This is a genomic window from Pseudomonas sp. B21-028 (genome assembly GCF_024749045.1).
GTDB lineage: Bacteria > Pseudomonadota > Gammaproteobacteria > Pseudomonadales > Pseudomonadaceae > Aquipseudomonas.
Genome location: NZ_CP087184.1, coordinates 3,007,685 through 3,031,795, shown reverse-complemented (window position 1 = coordinate 3,031,795; position 24,111 = coordinate 3,007,685). Strand labels below are relative to the sequence as shown.

Sequence of the window (24,111 nt, the reverse complement as noted above, 5' to 3'; positions counted from 1 at the left end):
ATCCTCTCTTTTCAACGTTTCGACGACCATACACTCAGCGCCAATCCGCGTAGGGTGTTATCGGTTCGACCGGCAATGGCAGGTTACCTTGCCACGGGTCGAAGACATAACGCAGATACAGCAGGGCACGGCTTGGCGCGTAGTCTTCGCTGTGCTGCCAGGTCAAACCGCCACCCAATACCAAATGGTCGCCAAGACGCCGTTCAATGAAACCCTGCAGACGCACGTTGGCACCGCTGCTGGCGCTGGCGCTTTTGGTGCGGTCGTCGGCGATGTCGAAACCGGCCTGTTCAACGCTGCTCAGCCACTGCGCGGCCTGGCCTTCCAGGGGATAGCGTTCACTGGCGCGGGTCTTTGCGTAAGACCAGCCCAGGGAACTCTCCAGTCGCACCGACCACTCGGCATTGCGCCAGGCGTAATTGAGCGGAACACCGATCGAGTAATATTGCTGTGGACTGTAATAACCGCCCTGCCCCAAGGTGTACTCGCTCAGGTCCTTGTCGTAACCCCAGTACATGACGGTCAGGCCGGTGCGCAGCTGTTCGTCGGCACGCTCGATCAGCTTGTAGTAATAGCCGGCCGTCGCCGAATGCCGCTGGTTGTCGGCGACGTTTTCGCCGCGCAGCCAATGGGCGCCGAGACTGGCCCAGACACCGTCCACGCCTCCGGTGTCGTGACTGAGATCCAGGGTCAGGCCATTGGCGGTAACGCCGCCCCAGCGGATGCCCGTTACCGGGTCGACCGCTCCGGCGTAGGACAGCAGCGAATTGCCCATTGGCCGACGGGAAGCCGTCAGCTTCCAGCCCAGGGTGTTCCAGTCGCTGGCGAAGCTGACCCCGCCGAGCCAGTTCGACACCTCGAACCCCTCAGGGGAATGACCGACATCCAGCGCCCAGTGATCGTCATGCCAACCGATCGCCAATCCGTTGCCGCGCGCGCTTTGCGTATCACCGGAACACCCGTTGGGCTGCACCACACCCGTCGCTCGATTGCGCAAGCGAATCGCGCAGGTACCGAATCGTTGCCGATGCAATCCGTCGGCATCGGTGTCGAAACGACCGGCATCCAGATCGACATTCTCGGCCTGGACAAAGCCCTGGCCCTGACCCAGAGGCGCATCGATGCGCAGGATGCTGGTCTGGGTGGTCAGGTCGGAAAGCCCCGGTACGCTGTCGTCATTGCGCCAGGTGTAGTCACGGTAGAGATTCACCGTCGGATTCTGCCGCTGATACAACCGGTCGACGTCACTGCGCAAGCTGCCTGGCAGCCAATCGTCGGCGTTTTTCTTCCGGCTGGCGAGGGTCATCGCACGATCATCCCGCGGATCGGCCTCGGCCGGCGTGAGCAATCCCGCCGCTGCCATGGCGCGCGCGTAATGATCCAGCGCCCGTTGCGGTTGCTCTTTGGACATCAGCCGGGCGCCGTCGCGATACGCCAGCGCATCATCCGGTGTTGAATTCAGCAGTTGGGTGAACAAAGCCTCGGCCTTCTCAACGTTGCCGACGGCGGCCCAGGCATTGGCCTGGCGTCGTTGATAGTCAGGCTCTGCGGGTGGCTCAGTCAGTTGCTCCAGCTTCTGCCGCGCCGAACGCACCTGACCGCGGGCGATCAAGGTTTCAATCAACCCCAATTGCGTTTCGGCAATTTGTCGGGCCTGTTGCAGCGCCTGGCGACGGCGTATCTGGCCATCCAGATCGCGCATCCCTTGGTTCCAGGCCGATTTCGGAATGCGCCCAAGCTCATCCAGTGCCGCCCCGTCAGCACCATTGCCGGACAGGTACAGGGCATGGGCGTAAAGCGCCTCGGGGTTATGGGCCTGACGCTGCATGAGGTGGCGCAACGTGTCATCCGCCACGCCGGTCTGCCCCAGCGCCTGTTGGGCCTTGGCCAACCGAAAGGCCAGCCACGGATCGTTCGGATCAAGCGTCCGGGCCTTGATCAGTAAGTCGTTGACCTGCGCCCAATCAGCCCTTTTTTCGGCCGCATCAGCCTGGGCACTCAGTCGCGCCAGAACCAGGCGCTGGCGCAATGCAGCGAATTCACGCTGCCGGGCAGGCGGCAGCGTATCGAGAAAGGCCTCCAGCTTCTGCGGTGCATGCGCCTGGTAGAAACCCACCAACGCTTGTGTCACAGGCGCGCTTGCCGGTTGCAATCGGTGCGCCTGCATCAGCAGGGACTCGGCAGCAATGTCATCCGCCTTGGCCTGGGCGATGGCAGCCCGTCGCACCAACGCCCAGGGATCATTCGGCTTCACTCTGCCGGCCCGCTTGTAGGCTTTCTCGGCACTGACCCAGTCTTTGCGCCGCATGGCCTGATCGCCCTGGCGCAGCAGACTCCAGTAGGGGTCGACGTACGGCCGAGGCTTCGCCGCGCCCCGCCATGCCGGGTCCGCCAGTCGCTGTTGCTGGAGCTGTAGTTGCCCGGCGGCTTTGCTATTGAGGGGGGAATCGGGATAGCGGGCGAGAAAGTCCTGCCACCCTTTCACGCCCGCCGGGCTGACCGGCTGACGGCTCAGATAGTTGTATTCCTGTTCGGCGGCGGCGTTGCTCGCCATCGGATCACTCGCCAGGCGATGCAGGATTGCCAGGCCATCGGCGTCCTTTTTCTGCTCGAACAGCAGATTGGCAAGCACCACTTGCAGCCCTACGTTCCCCGGATACTGACGATCCAGCACCCGCAACTGTTCGATGGCCAGTGCCTGCTGGCCGGCCATGGCACCGCGGGCGCGCCAATACTCCAGGGCGCTGGCAAGGTCCGGCGGGGCATCGCCGAAGAGTTGTCGATACACACCGACAGCGTCTTGTGCTTTCCCTGCCTGCGCCAACGCCCGTGCCTGATGTAAATCTTTCTGCCCGTTGGCGCTTTGCAGCTTCATCAGGCTTCGTGCCTGGAACAATTCCGGGGAGTCCGGTGCCTGGCGCTGCAACCTGTCCAGCAATAGGCCGGCCCGCGCCTGATCATTTTGCAGCAGCGCCTGGCGGATCCCAGCGACCAGCACCGGCGGCAGGTCGGGGGCGATCAGGTTCAGCCGTGCCAAGGCATCGCGCACCAGGTCTTCGCGATAAAGCGCTTCACCGACGCGCATCTGCTCCAGGAATCGCTGTTGCTGATCGACCTGGCCCAGCGACTGACCCAGCGCGGGCCCGCACAGGCAACCCAGCAACAATGCCCATCCGCTTATTTTTTGCATGCAGGGGCCCAAACCGGTAGCAACTGTCCGTTCTTGTCAAAGCGATAACGCCGTTCGTCCCAGCCCTGGCCGAACAGCAGCAGCGAGCGGTTGTAATACGCGTCGGGCGCGGGCGGTTCCTGATGAAGCCGCTCACGCTGTGCCGTCGTCCGGTCATTGGCCAGCAACGCGAAGAGCAGGCCGTAGCCCTGCCCTTCCGAGGTCGAGATCCGCTGCTCCGTGGACGCATCGATCACCCGACCGTCAGGGCTCACCAACGCCTGCTTGTAACTTTCCCAGGCCGGCCAGCCGCACTGCGCCGCACTCGCCGGGTTCACGATACCCAGCGTCAACAGCAGCGCAACGAAACCCTTCATCCGAATCATTCCTGGCCCATCAGTCGCCGCCGGGCGATCCAACTCAGCGAACGCCACAACATGAAGGCGATGAGCAGCACGATCAGCACCACCGTTGCCGCCAGCAACACCGGATGATTGGAGAGGTGGAACCAGAGCAACAACCACCAGGGCAGATGTCCGACGAAATACTGCTCGCCAACCTGACGGCTTTCCACGCCACTGCTGCGCACCAGGGCCACGGAGCCTGCTACGTCGCCCATCTTCCGGTTGTCGGCGAGCGTGTCGCGCAGCAGTTGGAAATCCTCGTCACTGTTGGCCAGCAGCGCGACAATGCTGCGCTGCTCATGGAACGGTGACTTGAGGCCAACGAAAGCGGCAATCGGCGCCTGAGCCGAGACTTCGACCCGGTGGGCCGGCTGATTGCGAATATCATTGAGCTGCCCGGCACGCGCCGAGGAACCGTTGAGCACCTGGCTGGAAGGTTCCAGTAACCAGTCCTTGAGGTGATCGAGCATCAGGTTCACGTCCGGGCTGTCGCCAACACCCGCGCCCATCCTCCCCAACACCAGCAGGTCGGCATCCGTCCGGGCCGCCATGTTCCAATCGGAGGACAACTGCAGGTTCAGCGCCGGCACACCCGAACGCGCGCTGATCGTTGCCAGGGTTTCGAACAATGTGCTGATTTGCGCCGCGCCGGCCTGGGGCGGCACCACGACCAGGGTTTCCGACAGATCAGCCATGCGATTGAACGGAAAGCCGCTGCGAGCAAAAGCCTTCAGGTCCGGCATCGCGATGAAATGGTGGAAGCCGGACAGATCAAGGGTCGAGGTCTCATCGATGGCCGCCCGGTTGCTGGCCGGCAGGGTGGTCTGGCAGTGGTCGCGTTGAGCACTGCCCAGGGTGCTGGCAAAGTTGAAGTCAAAGCGCAGATTGTTGCGCTCGCCGACTTTCAGTGCAGGAACCAACACCTCCTCGCCGGGATTGGCCGGGTCAGTGGACAGCACCGCCAACCTGAACTTCTGCAACCTCGAACCATCGCTGCTCGGCAGCGGCAAGCTGCTGATGAACTGATTGTTGAGGTTGATGTTCAACCGCGACTCATCCGTGACCAAGCTGGGGGTATAGCGATAATTGAGCTGCACGGGAATGCCCTGGCTGCGCCAGACGAACAGGTCCGGCGGCAGGTTCAGATCGAGATTGATCGGTGCCGGCCGCAACCCGCTGGTCTGCAACTGCTCGGGATAGCTGATAAGTTCGGCGAAACGAACCGCACGATCGGTACGAACCCAGTTGGGCGCATCGTAGGGTTGCCGGGGCCTGAGTTGCTGGACCTTGTCCACCGTTACCCGTGCGCCCCGCAACAGGTCCCCACCCAACGCCAGCGCACGGGCCGCGACGAGCAAGTCCTCATCGTCGCGACCGAGCACCAGCAACACCTTGCTGTAAGGCGCTTGCGGATTGTCGATGATCTGCAGTACCGGTGCCTGGACCTTTGGGAACCGCTCCAGGTCAGCCAGGAAGGGCGGACGATGGTCGTTGGTGGCAAACACAATGGCAGGCGTGGCCGGATCCACCCCGTCACTGTCGGGCAGGCGATCGAACAGCACCGGCAAGCGTATCCCTCGCCAGTCGGCCCGGATACCGAAATAAGAGGCCAGGATGCCCGCCGCACGCTGCTCACCCAGGGTCGGCGACTCGGCGAAAACCAGGCTCACCACCGGTTTGCCCTGCCCTCGTGCGTCGGAGAATGGCAGGGGAAAATAGGCCAGGTCGTTCTGCAGCGACAGCGCCTGCTCCCGTAGCTCGACCTCACTGCGCTCGCCGACATTGAGCCACAGCGCATTGTTGGCCGGATCTTCGCAGACATCGGTGTAGTGACCGACAAACTCCAGGCGTATCCGGTTGAAGTCCGTGATCAGGCGTGGATCGAGGGCCACCTGCCGCAATGTCCTGAGCCCGAGCTGCTCCTTCTCGATGGGCAGCACACTGACGAGTACGTCATTGAGGTAGACCCGCAAGTGTGAAAGCACCGGCAACAATGCCGGTGACGGGGTGTACTCCAACCGCAACGTGGCATCGCTGGCGATCCGGTCACGGCGCAACGAGAACTCGATCTGCTCGCTGTCATGAATACCCAGCAGCAGCCTGTCGCCGGCATGACCCAACTGCTCGAAGTTGTAGGTATTGCTCCAAGCGGGGGTCGCGTCGAGTGGCGGCGTGGCGCTCATGGGCGGCGTAACGGAGCCTTGCGCCTGGGCGCCGCCGACCATCAGCAGCACCATGCCGGCAACCAGGGATCTACTGAAATAGCGACTCATAGGGAACTCAATGACCGGGAAGTAGATGGAAAGAAGGTGGACGGCATCCGTGGCAGGTAACTCAACAGCCACCCCACCAGCCGCAGGGGCGGCCCGGCGATGCGCCGGACCCACGACGGCAGGTATTCGTAGAGTTGGAAGTAACCTTTGGCACCCAGTTTGAAGATGTCGATCAGGCTATACAGAGGCCTGTCGGGGACATAATTCTCACCCCAGTTCAACCAGGCATCGGCGCGGGCGAAGGTGCACTGCACGAAATCGATTTTCTGGCGGGTGGACAGCTCAGCGAAATTGATACCGATGAATTGCTTGTGGCTGCGGCTGACCTGGCCGGAGAACAGGAACTCGCGGGAGTCCCGCTGCATCAGCAACCCGATACGCCCACCGACCGGCAGCGACAGCGGCACATCGACCTGCACGCCGACACCGCCATCGGAATAGTCGAGCAGCGTCCCCGGGTAGCAATGGCCACTCTCCAGGCGTACCGACACCGGCAACCGGGTCTGCACGCGATGGGTCTGGCGCACCTGGCGGGCTTCGGCCGCCACCGCCACCGCCGCGCCCAGGATCAACAGGTTGTAGACCACCCACAGGGAGCTCACCAGCACCGTGCCGACCTCGTTGGCCGGCCCCGTGAAGAAACGCCAGCAGGCGAAGCCCAACCCCAGGATATTCAGACCCGCCAGGACCAGGTACGGACGCGCGATCTTCCAGTCGAACCGGTCGTACTCCATCAGGCCACCCTTGGAGGTGACATTGAAGGTGCCTTTATTCGGGTTGAAGAGCGCCACCGTGGTGGGGCGGGCGATGTACCAGGCCAGGACGGTCTCGTAGACCTCGCCCCAGAAGGTCTGCCTGAAGCGGCCCTGCATCCGCGAGTTGGTGAGGCCGGCGTGGATCATCGGCGGCAACACATACAACAGAATCATCAACGCCGGGGCGTAGATGATGTAGGCATGCAGCAGGAGGAACGCCAGAGGGGCGACCAGGAATATCAGTCTCGGCAGACCGGCGAGAAAGTGCATCATCGCGTTCGCGTAGCAGATCCGCTGGAACAGCGTCAGGCCCTTGCCCAGCAACGGGTTGTCGGTACGAAAGATCTGCGCCATGCCCCTGGCCCAGCGAATGCGCTGGCCGATGTGAGCGGACAGGCTTTCCGTAGCCAGACCTGCCGCCTGGGGAATGCGCACGTAGGCCGAGTTCCATCCCGCGCGATGCAAGCGCAAGGCCGTGTGGGCGTCTTCGGTCACGGTCTGCGTCGCAAACCCGCCGATTTCATCCAGCGCCGAACGACGCAGCACCGCACAGGAACCGCAGAAGAATGCGGCATTCCACATATCGTTGCCGTCCTGAATCAGGCCATAGAACAGCTCGCCCTCGTTCGGCCTGTTGCGAAACACCGCAAGGTTGCGTTCGAAAGGATCGGCGGACAGAAAGTGATGGGGCGTCTGCACCAACGCCAGTTTCGGATCGCGCAGGAACCAGCCCACCGTCAGCTGCAGGAACGAGCGAACCGGCATATGGTCGCAATCGAACAGCGCGACCAGTTCGCCGTCGATCCGGCCCAAGGCATGATTGAGGTTACCGGCCTTGGCATGGCGATTGTCCGGACGAACGATATAGCCGACCCCGACTTCGGCGGCGAACCGGCGGAAGGTCTCACGCTTGCCGTCGTCGAGGATATGGATACGCAGTTTTTCCTCCGGCCAGTCGATGCCCATGGCGGCATAGACCGTACCTCGCACCACCGACAGATCCTCGTTATAGGTGGGAATCAACAGATCGACCGTGGGCCAGCTTCGGCTATCGTCGGGCAGCTGCGCCGGCTTGCGGTTCAATGGCCAGCAGGTCTGGATGTAACCGAAGATCAGCACGATCCATGAATAGGTTTCCGCCGCCAGCAGCGCCAGGCCGCACAGCAGGTCCAGGGGCTGGTCCCAGTTCAACGTCGAGGTGAAGCGCCACCACAGGTAGCGGGAGGACACGATGCTGGACAACACCACCATCAACAGCGTCGCGAAACGGCCCGGGATGCCTCGCACCAGCATGGCCAGGCCCCAGAGCAGGAGCCCGAAGACCAGTTGTTCGAGATAGCCGAACGGTTCGGTGATGCACAACACCGTCAGCAGCACCAATTGTACGCACATGAAACCGCCCAACCACCATTGACGGTGCCGTTCCAGGCCTTTCCACCAGTGCACGCCCTGGTTCACCCGCGAATGATCACGGATGCGTCGGGCCTGTTGCTGAAGCCCCCTCCTCATCCGGCTGCGCAAGACCCGATACGAAGCGACGACACGCGACCACCAGGCCCAGGTGCTCGGGCGTTGCGCCGGCGCGACGGGTCGTATCAGCAGCAGCCAGACGGTTTGCAGGATGTAACGCAACGGATCGCCGAGGCTCGGAGTCTTGTCGGCCAGTTGCGGATACCAGCGTTGCCGCTGGTCCAGCAGCCGTCGCCAGGCCTCGGACTCCAGGCGCAACACCGACCAGGCCAAGGCACCCGACAAAGCGAGGATAAGCGCAACCAACGGCGCACAACCGTGCTCAACACGCAACTGCCGGTAGGAAAAGCCGCGCGCGATCATGTCGGCGCCCCTTGCTGGCTCCGGCACCAGACCGCCAGGCTGAGCACGTCCTGGGCTACCAGGCTGTGGGGGGCATAACGGCCCACTGGTTGCTTGCAGGCGAGCGCTTCGCGCATCGCTTCATCACTGTGTACGATCACCGGCAACAGCCGCTCATCATACTGCTGGCGCCAGAGCAGCATCAGATCGCGCTGGATCTGGCTGGCCGGATCAAAGCGATTGAGCAACAGGTAATCCGTGCGCTCTTCCTGCTGTTGCAACAGGACATGGCAAGCCGCGTCGGCTTCGATCACCTCGATCTGCAATTGGCAGGACACCGCGCTTTCGTGCCTGAGCGAACGCTGGGGCAGATCGAACAGGATCCAGTCGAAATTTGCCGCCAGGGCGCCGATGCGATGGGCCCAGCGTTCGGGCCGCAGGCGAAGCTCCTGCTCCATCTGTTGTTGCTCGGTCCTGACAAGACGACCGTAAGGCAACAGAGTCAGGTTCGGCGCGACCTCCCAGAACTCGCTTTTCCAGTCCTGGCCGTCAAGCCAGGCCCGCGCCCAACCGCCGGTTTGCGCAACCGCCAGGTTGAAGTGCAGGCGCAGCAGGTTGTCCGCACACATATCCACCAGCAACACACGCTGTTCCAGGGTGTACAGAGCGTATCCAAGCGCCGCCAGCAATGAGCTGCCGCCAGCGCCGCCGCGCAACCCGCGCAAACCCAGAGTCGTCACGCACTCACCTGCGTTTGATCAGGCTGTACCGGTGCCGCTTGCACGCCGGGTAGCGATTGCGTCTGGTCGAACTCGGCGAGCAAAGGCCAGCGCTGCAAGGCACGTCGCAACGCCCTCTGAACCGACACATCGATGTATTTCAGGGCCGGCAGTTGCAACTCGGCCTTCAACCGGGCGATGTCATCGGCCCGCTCCGAGCGTATCGAGTACCTGGTACTCATGGAGTCACCGACCGGTAAGGTAGCCAAGCGTCTTTCTCCTTGATCCGTACATAAGGCGTTGCGGCGTAGTCCAGCAAGACACTCCCTTCACTCTCGGACACCAAAGGGGTTTGCATCAGTTGCGCCAGTAACGATTGCCAGTCCGGTTGCAGGTCTTCGGCCCCGGATGGCGCGGTATACAGTCGGTCGATGATCTGCGCCAAGGCCAGGTAGCTGCTCGGTTCAGTAATGTGCAAAGGCGTGGAGCGAGGATTGCGTCCCATGCCGATCAGCTTGATGCCGACCGGCACCTGGGTAATCGACGGACTGGGTATTCCATACATGCCGGGGAGCTGCATGCGGTCGCCGCGCAAGGCCGCGCCGTGATCCGGGATGATCACCATGACCACCCTGCGACCGCTTTGCTCCAGTTGCGCGATAAAACCGTTCAAGTCATCCAGCAGCGCCTGGGCCCGCTCCTTGTAGTCGGCGCGACGGGTACCGCCGTCAGCCGTCACAATCCGGTTTCCCTCGTGCAGCGTCAGCGTGTTGTAGAGCAATGCCACACGCGACTGGGGCTGCTGTTGACGCAGCTTCCACCACAGATCCAGCACCTCGCCATCGCGCAATATCGGTGAGCCGTCCGGCCCCGACAGCATGGGTCGCAAATGACTGAGATTGGTCTCCGGGCCGGGCACCGAGCCCAGGGTCTGCACCGCGTTGAGAAAACCCTCTTGCCGGCCCGTATGGTTGAGCAGGGTTTCGCCGACGAAGCCCTGTTTACCCAGTTCATCGAACAGCAGGCAGGCGTCATCCGCGGGCGCATAGAGCTGGCGCAACGGCGTCTGGCCGCACCCGGCGCGTAACAGCCGAAGCGTGGCCGGCACTCGCTCGGAGGCGGCCGAGTTGAAACGGTCGAACAACACATCCATTTGCCGCAGCAACGGGTGCTCGCGCAGACCATTGAGTTCCAGATCGTCCCAGGCCATGGAATCTATGTTGATGAACAACAGATCGAAGGGCTGGCCGGCAGCAGTCGACGGGCTGAACGTCATCCGTCGCTCCGCCTGCACGGCGTAGAACTGCTGGAGGTAACTGTCGACCATCCCGTCGGGCCGGCTGGCCGTATACCCCGGCGCGGAGCTACGGGAAACATCCGCTTCGTCGTTCGGGTACGATGCCAGCACGCTGGTACAGCTCAACCAGACCAGCCCGGCCAGACTCAACGTGGTCATTCGCAACCAGGGGTGGATATACGCATACGCCACCGCCAGCACCAGCAGCCAGCCACAAAGGTTCCAGTCGATCAGGCGCCCGGCCAGCGCCAGGAGATGGCCAGAAGAAAGATCCGCCAACGAAGGCCACGCTGCCCACAGACCCAACGAGGGTAGCCAGGTATCGCCATAGAGCAGTACCACCGCCACCGGCACGGCAATCGAACGACGCGCGATGGCGTCGAGGCGCCTGCCCAATGGCATCAGCAAAAAGGCCGCGAACAACAGATTGGGCAGTACCTGAACGTTCAGGTACCCGCCCCAGTGCAACGCGAACTTGAGCATGAAATACAGATTCCAGTGGCCCAGGCCGGGCCAGACCCGCGAGACCGTTGCCGGGATCTCTGACTCGAATCTACTCATGAGGCGCCCTCGGCGGCACAGGCGCGCAGGCGCGACGCAGGACAGGACGAGGCTTCAAATAGCGAGGCGGCAGCAGGGATTGCAACCAGTCCCACCCCAGGCGCCAGAAAGCACGCAGCAGCAAGGTCAGCGCCAGTGTCAGCAGACTGCTCGCGGCAATGACCTGGAGTAATTCGTGATAGCTCATTCGCAATGGTCCATGATCGCCAGGGTGGTTCGCCTTGGTGTATAGGCATTCAGGTCGGCTGGCGCCCGTGTCGTCGCCTCGGCCCGGTCCGGAGCCAGATGAAACTCGCCCGGCAGATGGGTTGCATCGAGGAATGCGGTGCGCGGCAACTCGGCCAACTCGTCAAGGGGCCGGCAATCACTGAACAGGCTGCGCCAAGGCAGGCGACAAATGTTGCCCAATGCCGACTCAAGGCCATCGCTACGGCACGCGAACAGAAAGACATAGAACACGCCCTCCATCACCGTGGCGATGTCGCCGAAGCGGCGCAGGCTGACCTGATACAGGCATTGTTCAATCGTCAGCGAGGGTGGCGGTTGCAGTCGCAGCAACTGATGTTCGATTTCGCCGGACGCCCCCCCGTAGATCTGCTCCAGCGCCGTCAGAAACTCACGGGGAGACAACAAGCCGCGCATCGTCGGGGCTCGCAGGCGCTTGAGCAACGACTCCAGGTCGGCACCCGAACGCCTACGTTTCCAGAGCTGCCCCTGCACGCTGTCGACCAGGCTGAAGAAGCGAGACAACGGGATGCCAAACGGCACGACGATATTCGCCCCGCAAGACATCAGCAGGCGCTCGTCGCGATAGCGCAGACAGGGCTCCATTTCCCGCACGATGATTTTCAGCGCGCTACCACATCGTTCGCGCAACGCGTACAGATCCCGCGCCAGCACCTCCACCTGCTGGTCACTTTCAACAGCGACCAGCACACTCGCGGCGCGGGCCAGCGAAGCCTGCTGCAACAGATCGATGCGGCGCTCGAAGACCTTCCATTGCCTGGAGAGCGCCGAGGTGCTTTCCAACACGGAACGTTGAGCAAGGTAGAGGCGCTGATCATCGGTGCGGGTGGGCGCCGGCCCGGCCTGTTCGGTCCGGGTCAGGCCAAAGCCCGAGGCCAGCAGCTCGAGTTCGTACAACTGGGCGCCGCAAACCCCTGATTCGTTGCGCCAGAAGTGCGATTGGTAGTGGATAGCGCCATCGCGCCGGTACAACTGCGCCACCCCGGACAAATGCTCGTTGAGGCGGATCAACTCGGCATGCAGCTGCGGAGCCTGCCCATGACACAGCACCAGGAGCGTACAACGCCGCTCGTCCAGCCAGCGCCTCAGTCCACGGCACCACTGCCGCAAGCGTTCAGCGTCGAAGGTTTGCCAACTGGTCGCCGGCAACATCAACAGCAGCAGGCTACCCGGAGCCGTTCGCGCACGCTTCAACTCACCTGGCAGCGACTGGAGAGCCAGACGCATGACAGCCTCGGGTATTTCGAACAGCCCCCACTGCGCGCAGTCGGATCGCTCTTGCAGCGAGCCGATCAACTGCTCAGGGTAAAGGCCGGACCATATCAGACTGGCCCGATGCTTCTGCGGCAATGCCATCAGGCCTTGCAGAGCAAGCGTTTCGACATCGCGGCCACGGTCCACGGACACCCAGTACAGTCCTCCTTGACGCATTGACAGCTGCTCATCCGGAAGCCCCCGGATAGCCAAGGAAACATGACTCAAGCGTACGACCCCTTCCTTTCACTCGGACAAACTGACCACGTTGCGAATTTCGCCCGCACAACCCCGACCAAGCGCTATTGCCTGCGTGTCGGGTATTGATGACAAAAAGAAGCTCATGGCTGACATACAGCGCGCATTGGCCGGTCAGCCTTACAGATCAAGAATTGCGCCTTGCTCGAAGACAGCGATGGCAAAACGCCAACAGATGATGCAATCCATCAATGCGATGAGCCATCGGTCTTCGGCTGATTTTGAGTAGGTCTTGCACTTACCAAGGTAGGAGTCGCCCTACCCCTGATCCACAGGGGCACGGCATACAGCTCAGCTCTTGTTCACAACAGCCGCTGGCTGATCGCGTAGCGGACAATATCGGCGGTGCTGGTGAACCCCATCTTTTCCATCAGGCGGGCCTTGTGGGTGCTGACGGTCTTGTGGCTGATGGCCAACTCCGTGGCGATCTGCGAGACGCTGAGGCCCTTGGCAAGCTGGCGCATGACCTGCAACTCCCGGTCGGTGAGCCCGTCGTGCTGACTGCAAGGGCCCAGGCCGCTGGCGGCGAAGGCCATTTGTTCGGCCAGGCCGGCATCGATGTATCGCCCGCCCGCCGCTACACGGCGAACGGCCGCAAGCAGTGCCTCGGGATCGCGGTCCTTCGTCAGGTAGCCCGATGCGCCCGCCCTGAATGCACGCTGGGCGATCTGCACTTCATTGTGCATGCTCAGCACCAGGATCGGCAGTTGGGGATAGTGGCCACGGACCCGCGCCACCAGATCGTCGCCGCAGATGCCGGGCATGCTCATGTCGAGCAGTAGCAGGTCGATGTCACCCTGGCGCAACTGTTCGAGCAATGTGGCACCGTTTTCCGCTTCAGCGGCGACGTGCAGATCGCCGGCCAAGGCAAAGAGCTGTTTCAGACCTTCACGCATGATGGCGTGATCGTCGGCAATCATCATTCGAATCATAAGAGCGCTGGACCTGCTTGGAAGGGAATGTTCACCCGTACGCGTGCTCCCTGCCCGGGTGTGCTATCTATCGTGACCGTACCGCCAAACATGTGCCCGCGCTCGAGCATGCCAAGCATCCCGAGTGTGCCTTTGGGCAGTTGCGCGGGGTCGAAGCCTTTGCCGTTGTCACGTACCTCGATCTGGAGATGCTCGGCGTCCTGCTCCAGATGAATGTCCACCCGGCTGGCCTGGGCATGCCGGCAGACATTGGTCAGGGACTCCTGGATCACTCGAAAAATCGCCGTGGCGCGCTCGTCATCGAGCCTGAGTCTGGCCGGCGGCGCACTCAGTCGACAGTCGATGCCCGTGCCTTGGGTAAAGTCGGAAACCAGCCATTCGAGCGCGGAGGTCAGGCCCATATTGAGCGCTGCGGGCCGCAGGCTGCTGGCAACGTTACGCACGACCTGGATGATCTCGTCGACCCGTATCATCAGTACTTGTACTCGCTCGACCAGCAGCGGTTGGTCAGCACCGAATTGCAGACGAAGCAGTGATATGCCCATTCTCAATGCTGAGAGCTGCTGCCCCAGTTCGTCGTGAATTTCCCGGGCGATGTGCTTGCGCTCCTCCTCACGGGTACTTTCGCGGTGGCTGGTGAGCAGGCGCAGTTGCGCGTGAGACTCCTTCAGCCGTCGCTCCGCCGCGCGCCAGGCGCTAACGTCCCGGCCAACAGCGAGGATGCTGACGAGGAGTCCATGCGGATCCAGTTCCGGCACGATACGGACCTGGTAGCAGGCGGCTTCCGCACCCTGCTCAACCGGCATGTCCAGGGTAAACTCCGCCTCGGTCGCGCAACCGGTTTCAATCACGTATTCGAGCTTGCCCTGAAACGTTCGCACAGCAGAAGAAAGCGGCGATGTTTCACACAGAGTCTTGCCAAGCAAATAGCTCTGTGACCGGCCAAGCATGTTCTGTGCTACCGGATTGACATAAAGCAGACGGCACTGCGCATCGTAACGAGCGATAACATCCGGAGTATTCTCCACCAAGGCGCGAAGTTCCTGTTCGCGAGCGTGCAGTACACGCTCCGCATGCTTGCGCTCGGTGATGTCACGACAGATGCCGACCACCCGTTGCACGCAGCCGTAGGCGGTGCGTACCGGAATCAACGTCAAATGGAAGATTCCGAGCCCGGCGGGCAGTTGATACTCGACCTCCTCATCAATCGCAACGCCGCCATCCACGCACCGGCGATACCGTGTGATGGAGGCAGCAGCGGAGGACGACGAAAGCAATTGCCTGATCGTTTTTCCGAGCACCTCAGCCCGGGCCCTGCCCAGCTTGCGCTCAAGCACCTGGTTGACTTCGATAAGGCGGTAATCTTCGTCTCCGGCCACCTCCAGCAAGAACATGCAATCTGGCGAATGATCGAAAATCTCCCGGTAACGCTGTTCACTCTCGAGCAACAGACGCTCATGGTGCTTCAGCGCGGAGATGTTGTAGCCCTTGACCAGGATGCTGACCACCGTGCCGTCGGCTCCACGTTCGGCAATCATCTGAATGGCATGAACGACCTCTGCCCCGCGCTCTCCTCCCGGCCATTCAAGCACGGTCTCCACGGTTTCCCCGGTGGCTATCACTTGATGCAACAGTGCGCGGTAATCAGCCACCGGCATGTTCGCAGTCCAGCTCTCCTCAAGGGGTAGTTGCAAGGCACGAAAGGCAGGTATGCCGGTTGCCCGCTCGAAAGCCGGGTTGACATAGATTCGCCGGCAATCGAGATCGTAACGAATGATCAGGTTCAGCGAATTCTCCGCCAGGGCGCGGAACTGCTGCTCGCTGGTCAGCAGCCGGGTTTCCATCCGCCTGCTCTCGCTGATGTCGCGGCTGATGCCGACAATGCGATAAATATTGTCCTGCTCGTCACGCACGGGGACGAAGGTCGAGTGCAGGGCTATGCGCCCGGCCGGCAGATCGAGTTCGGCCTCACTTTCGGTGATTTCGCCACGAGCCAGGCAATTCATGAGTTCCGCCATGACCCTGCTGCCCGCTTCCGGCACCATCTCGCCAAGACAGCGACCGATCAACTGGCGGCGATCCAACCCCGACGAGCGCTCGAAGGCAGCGTTGACCTCGATATAGCGGAACTGAGAGTTTTTCTCCACCTCCAGCAGATAGAGACAGTCCGATGAATTATCGAAGACTTCCCGATAACGTTTCTCACTTTCTTGCCGGGCGGCCTGCAAGCGCCGACGCTCCGTGATGTCGCGAGCCAGCTCCAGGCTGTAGCTTTGACCGTCGATTTCAAGGTAAGCGACGCTGATTTCCACCGGAAATACATGGCCATCCCGACTCTGGTGACGGCTCTCGATGATCACTGGCGAACACTGCGGGCTATCGTCCCAGTCAGCCAATATCTGCTCATTGGTCCAGTCCGGGTCTATTTCCTCCAGCGTCATGCCCAACAGCTCGGCCCGGCTGAAACCCAGGCTGCGACAGGCCTCGTCATTGACGTAGCGCAAACGCGCCTGACGATCGATCAGGAACGCGGCCTCATGCACATGGCTGAGGGCAAAATCCAGCAGCGACAGGCGCTCCTCGCTTTCCAGCAGGGCTCGCTCCATACGCTTGCGCTCGCTGATGTCATGCAGAAACCCGAACCAGATAATCGAACCGTCCGCCTCCAGCGTCGGTCGGGACCGGCCTTCGAGCCATATCTCGCCCTTGACCGGATGGTGGACCCGGTATTCGCATTGCCACGGAGACAGCGTGCGTGCCGATGCGTCGATTGACGCCCGGACCTGGGCGACATCCTCGCAATGGATGCGTTCGAACAGGATGCTTGCGTCACGCACCAGCTCGTCCGGGGTCACGCCGTAGTACTCTTCGTAACCCGGCGACGCCCAAGGCATGGAAACCTTGCCATCGGGCGCCAGGCGCAGGATCCCGATGATGCCCGGCGAGGTCTCGACGATCCGCTGCAGCCATTGATCCTGCGCCAGGCAGCTGCCCAGGCACCTGGAAACCTCGAACGGAACGATCTCTACCAAAGACAGTTCATCGACCGTCCTCAGTTTGCTGCGCCCGTGCAGCAGGCCGCCATCCTTGCGTCGATAACACAACTCAGTGACCCGATCAGCCAAACAACCCGGCAAGCGCTCGCCTTCAGCGCCATGGACAAGCGCCTGGAACGCAATCCCAATCAACTCCGGCAAGGCATAGCCAAACAGCTCGGTGAAAGCGCGATTGACCTTCAGTATCCGGCCGTGGCCATCGAGCAGGGCCAAAGCGCAAGACACCAGGTCGAAGGTGGCTTCGAACAGTCGGGCCTGCGCCATCCTTGGAATTGAAGCGTCCGTATCCATAGAGAGCATCATCTGTGTTCGCTCATCGTTGCTGGGTGATTACTGACGACGCAAGTTGTTACAACAATAGTCAGACGATTATGCTGCATCGAGGAATTTTTGTCATAAGACCTAAGGCGTAGGGCAAGGTACTGTGGGGACGGGCTGACCCGCGAACGCGCAGGATCAGCCGACGGCGATGGTGAGGTCACGACGCCTTCGCAAGCAGGCTCGCTCCCATAGGGGCGTTACTTGACCCTTGACGCATCACGACGGGTCGCTTTGCGTTTCCGATTCGTACAGGTGGTAGTTATTCTTGCCGCTGCCTTTGGCACGGTACATGGCACTGTCCGCATTACGCAGCAGGCTGGCCGTGTCCGACGCATGATCAGGACACAGACTGATACCCAGGCTTGCGCCAACGTCGACCTGTCGGCCGTCGATGATAAAAGGACTGGACAGCGCGCTGACGATATTGGCCGCCACTTGCTTGGCCTGGTCGGCGCCCGGACCATTCTCCAGGATGACCGCAAATTCATCGCCGCCAATCCGGCACACCACGTCATTACTGCGCAAGGTGTCGCGCAGACGCTCTGCAACAAGGATCAGCAACTGGTCGCCGGTCTCGTGGCCGAGGGTGTCGTTGACGATCTTGAAGTCATCGAGATCGATGAACATGACGGCGCAGGAGGTGGCGTGGCGTAGCGCCCCCGTCACCGCGCCCTCGAGCTTCTCCTTGAAGTAATGCCGGTTGTACAGGCCGGTAACCGGATCGTGATAGGCCAACCGGTTGAGTTGCTGCTCGGCCAGCCGGCGTTGCCGCAGCTCGGCGCTGATCCTTTCATCGTGACGCTCGAGCTGAACCATCATGTCATTGAAGCTGCGAGCCAGACGCCCGGTCTCATCGTTGCCATATACCGTGGCTCGCAGGCTGAAGTCCTGCTCGGAACGCACCTGTTCGGTCAGATGCACCAGGTTCAGCAACGGCCGCACGATACCGGACGCGATCCGGCGCGAGAAAGCCAGAGACAGGACCAACGCCACGATGGCCGCAAAGCCGCCGAACATGGCCTGCAATGCCAGACGATGGTAGAGGGACGCCAGGCTCGCGTGCACCGCGATACTGCCGATGAACTGGCCATGCAGCACCACGGGCCGACGCACCAGCAGTGAGCGCCAGCCGATATCTTCCGCCTCGGCGTGGTTTTCCCCCGGTTGGACCGGTTCGCGCCGATAGACCGCCAGTTCCTGCCCATCGGGCAGCACGAACGCCGCCCAGGTGACGTCTGGAATGTGCTTCAGGGAAGCCAGTGTTTCATACGCTTCATCGGCGGCGCCGAACATGATCGCCGCCGCGCCATTGCTGCCGACCACCATGGCATGGGCCCGCATCTCCTCGGCCAGTGCCCAGCGCTGCATGACCAGTTGGTAAGCCAGCAGTGTGATCAGCAGGAGCATGATCGCCGCGGTCGTCAACAGAAAGCCCGTCTGAGTGAGCTTGTCCCGCAGCGGCCGGTCCTTGAAGGGTATATGAGGCATCGACCTAGGACCTGTAAGACACGAAGCTGGCGAGCTTGAGCAGTCGCGAGCTGAAATTGAGGTGCGCGCGCTGCGCCGCGATCAGGTTGATGTCGAAGACGATGCGTTGCTCCTGTCGTCGCATCTCGATCATCACGCCCCGGTCGGCAAAGCCCGCCGCGTCGGTAATGGTCAGCACCGGCGTCGTGGCAAGTCGATTCAACAGCGCATCGAGGGAACGGCGGTTGTGCTCGTCGATATAAAGCACCTGGCAGCCGGTGAGCGGGTCGTTGGGCAACACCCAGCGCATGCGGATAGGAAGGCCGTTCTGGACGCGCTTGCCTTGCAGACGGACGAGCTCCGCATCCAGTTGCGTGGTGCCGAGCACGCATAACTGGAAATCGGCGGCCGGCAATGTCGGCCATTGGGCAAACAAGGCGAAGTTGTACAGGTAGGCTGCCTTCATGGCACGCTCGTCCACCCCCTCGGCATCGGCTCTCGCCATATGGCTGGACAGGCACAGGGTGATAAGGACAAGCATGTGGAGGGCGGCGGTCTTCATTCGAACGCATACCCCAGGGTCAGCCAGACGCTGCGCTCCCCGCGCTCGGACAATGCGGCATCGTTCTCGAGTTCGAAGAGCGCGGCATCCTTGTAGCGACGGTCGAAGAGATTGCGCACGGCGGCGGTGACGCTCACACCCGGCACGATACTCTGGCTCGTGAAGGTGAGATCGGTTATCGCGTAGCCGGCGGCGCTGGTGTCGGGGCCCACCAGACGACGGCCCACGTAACGGGTGGCCAGGCTTGCCCGCAAGCGTTCGCCGACCACGGGCACCGATACCTGCAGCTTGGTCAGGTTACGCGGTGAATTGATCAGCGCACGCCCCAGGTCGTCCTCAGACTGTTGCCAGGCGTGGCTGCCCCGCAACTCAACGTCTTGCCATTGCCATTGCGCCTCCATTTCGGCGCCCCGGGTGTCGATCCACTGCAGAATCGGCTCGTCGAAGCGCCTGATCGGATCATTGATGCGGTAGCGATAGAGGGTGCCGAGCAAACGGAAATCCCCCTGGCGATGGTCAGCCACGAACTCGGTGGTGGTCACCCGTTCCGACTCGACGCTCCGGAGTTCGTTGAAGGTCACCTCATTGCGGCTCGCGAAGCGAGTGGCGCTGCCATGGGACAATGACAGGCTGGTGTTTGCCAGGCCGGTATAAACCAGGGCCGCCCGGGGGTTGGTGCGCAGCTGCGCGTTCTCGGCACTGCGCCGGTCGGTCCGCAGGCCCAGGTTCAGACTCAGGTCCTGGGGCAGCGCAATCTCGTCCTGGGCATACAGGCTGAAAGTCTGGGACGAGCTCCAGGTGTGATTCTCGAAATGCTCATCGCGCCGGGGAAAATATCGGCGTATCTGCTGGTCCTGTTGGTAGTCGTCACGATATTCGCTACCGAGCACCAGACGGTGCCCGCTGAAGGCGACGCTACTGAGGGTACCCTCCAGATTCCACCAACGACCGTCGGCAGTGATATCTTCGGTGAAGCGACGTCCGTCGTCGATAGGTTCGCGATAGGCATTGCGATAGGCGAAACCACTATGGGAGAGCCGAACGGAGGTGCGGAAGCTGCCGAAGTCGGCGTCATGACCCAGCTTCAGGAAGTTGTTCCGATCGGAGAAATTCAGATTCGCATTGAGAGGGATCGTCAGCTCTTGCTGCTTACGCTCGACAAATGCCCCCTCGACACTCCAGGCGCCTTGCGAGCCTTTGACGAACAGCCGATGCGCGTCCATGTCGTCGCGTAGAACATCATCGGTGAGCTGAATGTCAGGCAGATCGGCCTGGGACGCCGAGGCCGAAACCAGCCATTCGGCGCCATTGTCCAGCCGCGTCCCCCAACTGGTGCGCACCTTGCGGTCCCGGTTCGAGCCGGTGGTCATGGCGACCTGACTGCCATTCAGGTCGCGTCCCCGGAGCGTCACCACATTGATCACGCCGAGGAACGCCCCATTGCCGTACAGCGCCGATCCCGGACCCGGCGCATACTCGACCCGCTCGATCATCTCGGTGTCGAGCAAACCGTCCTCGCCGAGATAGAGCTGATTGAAGATATTGTCGGCAACAGGCTGACCATCGATCCGCAGCATGACACGCCCGGCGTAGTCGCCTGGCGCCCCATACCCGCGCCCGGCCGGATAGTAGTAGGCACCGTCGAAACCGACGTTGAGGCCACGCATGTTGTTCAGGATTTCGCCGAGCGTCCTGTAGCCGAAACGGCGTATCTCTTCGGCCGTGACGACCGAGACGGCCGAGGGTGAGTCAGTGAGCTGCTGGGAGAACTCGGCAGCGCCAACGACCCTGGTTTCGAGCAACTGTTCGAAGGGGACACTGGTCAGATCCTGAGCGGCCACCATCTGCGACACCAGCCAAAGACCCGACATGCAAAGCGATCCACACAGCCTCTGCAATGCAGGCCGGGATGGCGGCAGGTCGGCGGACGGTAATGGCATGGCTGTATTTGACTTTCCCGGCCCTGGCTTGGATCGATCCTGCTTCAGGGGAGAGACCGATGTCGGCGGCACATATTTGTGTTTCAAATTGACGAAAGACTATCGAGGAGCACGGACGACTCGCGACGAACCCTTTGAGCGAAAGGAGTAGTAGCAGAATGCCTTGCTTTTCGGCACACCACTATCGGCCCAGACCTATATTGGCCTGGGCCAATACCGCAGACAGCGTAGGGGAAGCCCTACGAGAACCGGAAAACGTGACGGGAACCTGTCATCACAGGTTCGCTTTTCTCAAGTGAACGGCATCTATCCGCCGGCCCCGCGACCAATACAGTGCCAGTGCCCGGCCGTCCGCAGGAGGACTTTAAAACGATGCTCCTCTTGTTTGAAACAGCGGCAGATTTTCGAACGCTTCCCGCGGCATGGCTTTGCCATACAGCCAACCCTGTGCGCTATGGCAGCCGTTGCGTTGAAGGAATGTTTGCTGAAAGTCTTCTTCTACACCTTCTGCAATCAGCATCAGCTGCAGGCTATGGGCCATGGAAATGATCGCCTTGACCAACTCGGCGTTGTCACGATTGTGTTGAATATCATGAATAAAAGAACGATCGATTTTCAGCGTTTCCACCGGCAAGCGATTCAGGTATCCAAGTGCCGAATAGCCTGTGCCGAAATCATCGATCGCGATCGAAATACCCATGGCATCCAGCTGCTCGAGCAGCTCGCGCACGGAAATACTGTTGTCCAGAAGCAAGCCTTCCGTTATTTCCAGCGTCAACCAGCCCGGCTCACAGCCGGTGTTCTTCAGAATCGTGCGAATTGAAGTCAGCAAGTCGTTTGCCTGGAACTGCCGTGGAGACAGGTTGACGGCTATTTTCAACGGTGGGTAGCGATCGCCATGATTCCAGGCAACAGCGCAGCGGCAAGCCTGCTCCAGAACCCATTCACCTATGCCGACGATCAACCCCGTTTCCTCGGCAACTGGAATAAAGGTGTCCGGCGGTATCGGTCCAAGCTGAGGATGGTTCCAACGCAACAAGGCTTCGGCGCCGTTCAGACGCCCCGTGGCCAAATCGATCTGCGGTTGATAGTGCAGCACCAACTCACCGTTCTTCAACGAATGTCGCAAACAGGCCGCCAGGGCCAGCCGTTCAGTGGCTTGTTGGGTCATAAGCGGAAAATAGAGCTGAACGTTGTTCCGGCCACGCGCCTTGATGTAGTACATGGCTGAGTCAGCGTATTGCAGGAGCTCACTGATGTTATCGGCGTCCATCGGGCTACGGGCAACGCCCAGGCTGCCGGAGACAAAAATTTCCCGCCCGTCGATTCGGTAGACCCCCGTCACAGACCGCAGGATATTCCGACATCGCTCTTCCAAGGCAGTTGCCGTGAGATTCTGAGTGAGAATCAGCGCGAACTCATCCCCTCCGAAGCGCGCCACGGTGCCCCCGCGGCATACGAAACATCGCAGGCGCCTGGCAACCTCACGCAACAACTCATCACCGGCCCCATGACCCAGGGTATCGTTCACCACTTTGAAATGGTCCAGATCGAGCATCGCCACCGCGACTGGGCGGCCATTGCTTTCGGCCCGAAGCAACGCTTGCTGCAGGCGCTCCTTGAATAGCTCGCGGTTAGGCAATTCAGTCAGCGCGTCATAAAAAGCCAGGTTATGCAAACGCTGTTGATAGGTTTTAAGTTCGCTGACGTCCTGGACAGTGCCGAGAATTTGTACGGGTGTGCCATTGGCAGCATATTCAATGCGCAGCTCGGAATGCAGATGCAACAGTTGCGCCCCCACCGTGATGCAGCACTCCAGCGCGACGGATGAGCGGCGGTTGGAGAAAGCACTGTAGAGACTCTCAAGCACCCGCGCCCGATCCTTGAGCACGACCATGTCGAGCACCTCCTGCTGGGACGGAAGCCAGTTGCGCGGTCTATCGACTATGCGACAAAGTCCCGCCGAAAGTCGTAGCGCCCGATGTCGATAATCCAGTTCCCAATGGCCCAGTCGCACCAGCGCTTCGGCCTGTTCAAGGCGCCGTTCGGTTGCCTTGAGACTCGAGATATCACGTGCAATGGTGAGCACGCTGGCGATCTGTCCGTGCTGATCGAGTTCAGGGACCACCTGGACATGATGGATGATCTGCTCACCGCGACCATTGTTCCAGACGGTCTCCACTGCCCTGGGCTGACCGCTTTGCAGGACACCGAGAATGCCCTGGTGACAACGGATCGCCACCTCTTGGGGAAACAGGCTCTTGTAAGTGATCGGAGTGCCGATGAGCTCGGCGACAGGCGTGCCGAATGTCCGCTCGTAGGCGGGGTTGAAATAGACACGCCGGCCTTCGGAGTCGTAGCGAACGATGACATCCGGTGTGTTCTCGGCCAACGTGCGAGATGCGAGCTTGTCGCTCAACGGTTGGCCTTCATAGCGCCCGCTCGCCGTCACATCGCGCGCGGTGTGGAAGATGTGGGTCGTACAGCCAGACTCATCCTGAACAGGGACAAGGCTGTGTAGAAAAAAAAACCGACATCCGCTGGCAAGCTCCAATTCGTACTCTACGCTGATGGGGGTTTGCATAGCGATGCAAGTGCGACCGTCCGTCGCTATACGCTGGGCGCTCGCTTCAGACAGCAACTCGTCCAGATACCGTCCGGGCACCGTCGTTTTGCCCTGGCCGAGCAATCGTTCAAAGACGGGATTGACTTCACGGATACGTAAACGGCCGTTCTCGGCGAATTCATAGAAGGCTAGACAGTCAGCGGTGCTTTCGAACGCCTTCTGATAAAGCCTGTTGCGGATATCCACTTGCTCAGAGGATAAAGGGCTAATAAGGGAATCGTTGAACCCAGGGTTTTCATGGATACTGGTCATCTTGTTTGCCGGTAAAGGAATCACGCTTTATGGAATTTCCCGGGCGGCCAGGGAAAGCCCTTGCAGAACTAAAGTGGACTTCCCGTCCCATGAGCAGACCTGGAGGGCAGGTCATTTGCCAGAGACTTCTTATTGAAGCTGGCGATACATGATGCAGCTCTTTAGAGGCAATCAGCCATCAGACCATGCTGCTTTTAAAGTAATCCT

At 61.1% G+C, this 24,111-nt stretch carries 15 protein-coding genes; all 15 read right to left on the bottom strand.

The window, feature by feature from the left end; genetic code table 11:
- Positions 1 to 34: 34 nt before the first annotated feature.
- Positions 35 to 3,190, bottom strand: coding sequence for a cellulose synthase subunit BcsC-related outer membrane protein (locus LOY35_RS13225; RefSeq protein WP_258633108.1), 3,156 nt, complete (start codon positions 3,188 to 3,190; stop codon positions 35 to 37).
- On the bottom strand, positions 3,178 to 3,546 hold the full coding sequence (locus LOY35_RS13220; protein WP_258633107.1) for a glycosyl hydrolase family 8: 369 nt from the start codon (positions 3,544 to 3,546) through the stop codon (positions 3,178 to 3,180). Before LOY35_RS13220 ends, LOY35_RS13225 begins: the two co-directional genes overlap by 13 nt.
- 5 nt (positions 3,547 to 3,551) lie before the next feature.
- Complete coding sequence (gene bcsB / locus LOY35_RS13215; protein ID WP_258633106.1) at positions 3,552 to 5,846, bottom strand: cellulose biosynthesis cyclic di-GMP-binding regulatory protein BcsB; 2,295 nt, start codon at positions 5,844 to 5,846, stop codon at positions 3,552 to 3,554.
- Entirely contained in the window at positions 5,843 to 8,434 is a 2,592-nt protein-coding gene (gene bcsA, locus LOY35_RS13210) for a UDP-forming cellulose synthase catalytic subunit (protein ID WP_258633104.1), read from the bottom strand. The genes bcsB and bcsA overlap by 4 nt, the downstream gene beginning before the upstream one ends.
- A complete protein-coding gene (gene bcsQ / locus LOY35_RS13205) occupies positions 8,431 to 9,153 on the bottom strand; it encodes a cellulose biosynthesis protein BcsQ (RefSeq protein ID WP_258633102.1) in 723 nt (240 codons plus the stop codon). Before bcsQ ends, bcsA begins: the two co-directional genes overlap by 4 nt.
- Positions 9,150 to 9,374, bottom strand: a complete 225-nt coding sequence (bcsR, locus tag LOY35_RS13200; RefSeq protein WP_258633099.1) for a cellulose biosynthesis protein BcsR — start codon at positions 9,372 to 9,374, stop codon at positions 9,150 to 9,152. Before bcsR ends, bcsQ begins: the two co-directional genes overlap by 4 nt.
- Positions 9,371 to 10,990, bottom strand: coding sequence for a cellulose biosynthesis protein BcsG (bcsG, locus tag LOY35_RS13195; RefSeq protein WP_258633097.1), 1,620 nt, complete (start codon positions 10,988 to 10,990; stop codon positions 9,371 to 9,373). Before bcsG ends, bcsR begins: the two co-directional genes overlap by 4 nt.
- Positions 10,983 to 11,177 (bottom strand): cellulose biosynthesis protein BcsF, encoded by a 195-nt coding sequence (bcsF, locus tag LOY35_RS13190; RefSeq protein ID WP_258633094.1) that lies wholly within the window; start codon positions 11,175 to 11,177, stop codon positions 10,983 to 10,985. Before bcsF ends, bcsG begins: the two co-directional genes overlap by 8 nt.
- Positions 11,174 to 12,703: a cellulose biosynthesis protein BcsE gene (gene bcsE, locus LOY35_RS13185; protein ID WP_258633599.1), complete on the bottom strand. Its 1,530-nt coding sequence runs from the start codon at positions 12,701 to 12,703 to the stop codon at positions 11,174 to 11,176. Before bcsE ends, bcsF begins: the two co-directional genes overlap by 4 nt.
- Before the next feature lie 347 nt (positions 12,704 to 13,050).
- The gene (locus LOY35_RS13180; RefSeq protein WP_258633092.1) at positions 13,051 to 13,680 is read right to left on the bottom strand and encodes a response regulator transcription factor; all 630 of its coding nucleotides are present in this window, start codon (positions 13,678 to 13,680) and stop codon (positions 13,051 to 13,053) included.
- On the bottom strand, positions 13,677 to 17,000 hold the full coding sequence (locus LOY35_RS13175) for a PAS domain S-box protein (protein WP_258633596.1): 3,324 nt from the start codon (positions 16,998 to 17,000) through the stop codon (positions 13,677 to 13,679). The genes LOY35_RS13180 and LOY35_RS13175 overlap by 4 nt, the downstream gene beginning before the upstream one ends.
- 273 nt (positions 17,001 to 17,273) lie before the next feature.
- A complete protein-coding gene (locus LOY35_RS13170; protein ID WP_258633090.1) occupies positions 17,274 to 18,545 on the bottom strand; it encodes a sensor domain-containing diguanylate cyclase in 1,272 nt (423 codons plus the stop codon).
- A 4-nt stretch (positions 18,546 to 18,549) separates the two neighbouring features.
- Entirely contained in the window at positions 18,550 to 19,086 is a 537-nt protein-coding gene (locus LOY35_RS13165; RefSeq protein ID WP_258633088.1) for a YfiR family protein, read from the bottom strand.
- Positions 19,083 to 20,957 (bottom strand): TonB-dependent siderophore receptor, encoded by a 1,875-nt coding sequence (locus LOY35_RS13160; protein ID WP_258633086.1) that lies wholly within the window; start codon positions 20,955 to 20,957, stop codon positions 19,083 to 19,085. The genes LOY35_RS13165 and LOY35_RS13160 overlap by 4 nt, the downstream gene beginning before the upstream one ends.
- Positions 20,958 to 21,390: 433 nt before the next feature.
- Entirely contained in the window at positions 21,391 to 23,904 is a 2,514-nt protein-coding gene (locus tag LOY35_RS13155) for a bifunctional diguanylate cyclase/phosphodiesterase (protein ID WP_258633084.1), read from the bottom strand.
- Positions 23,905 to 24,111: the final 207 nt, after the last annotated feature.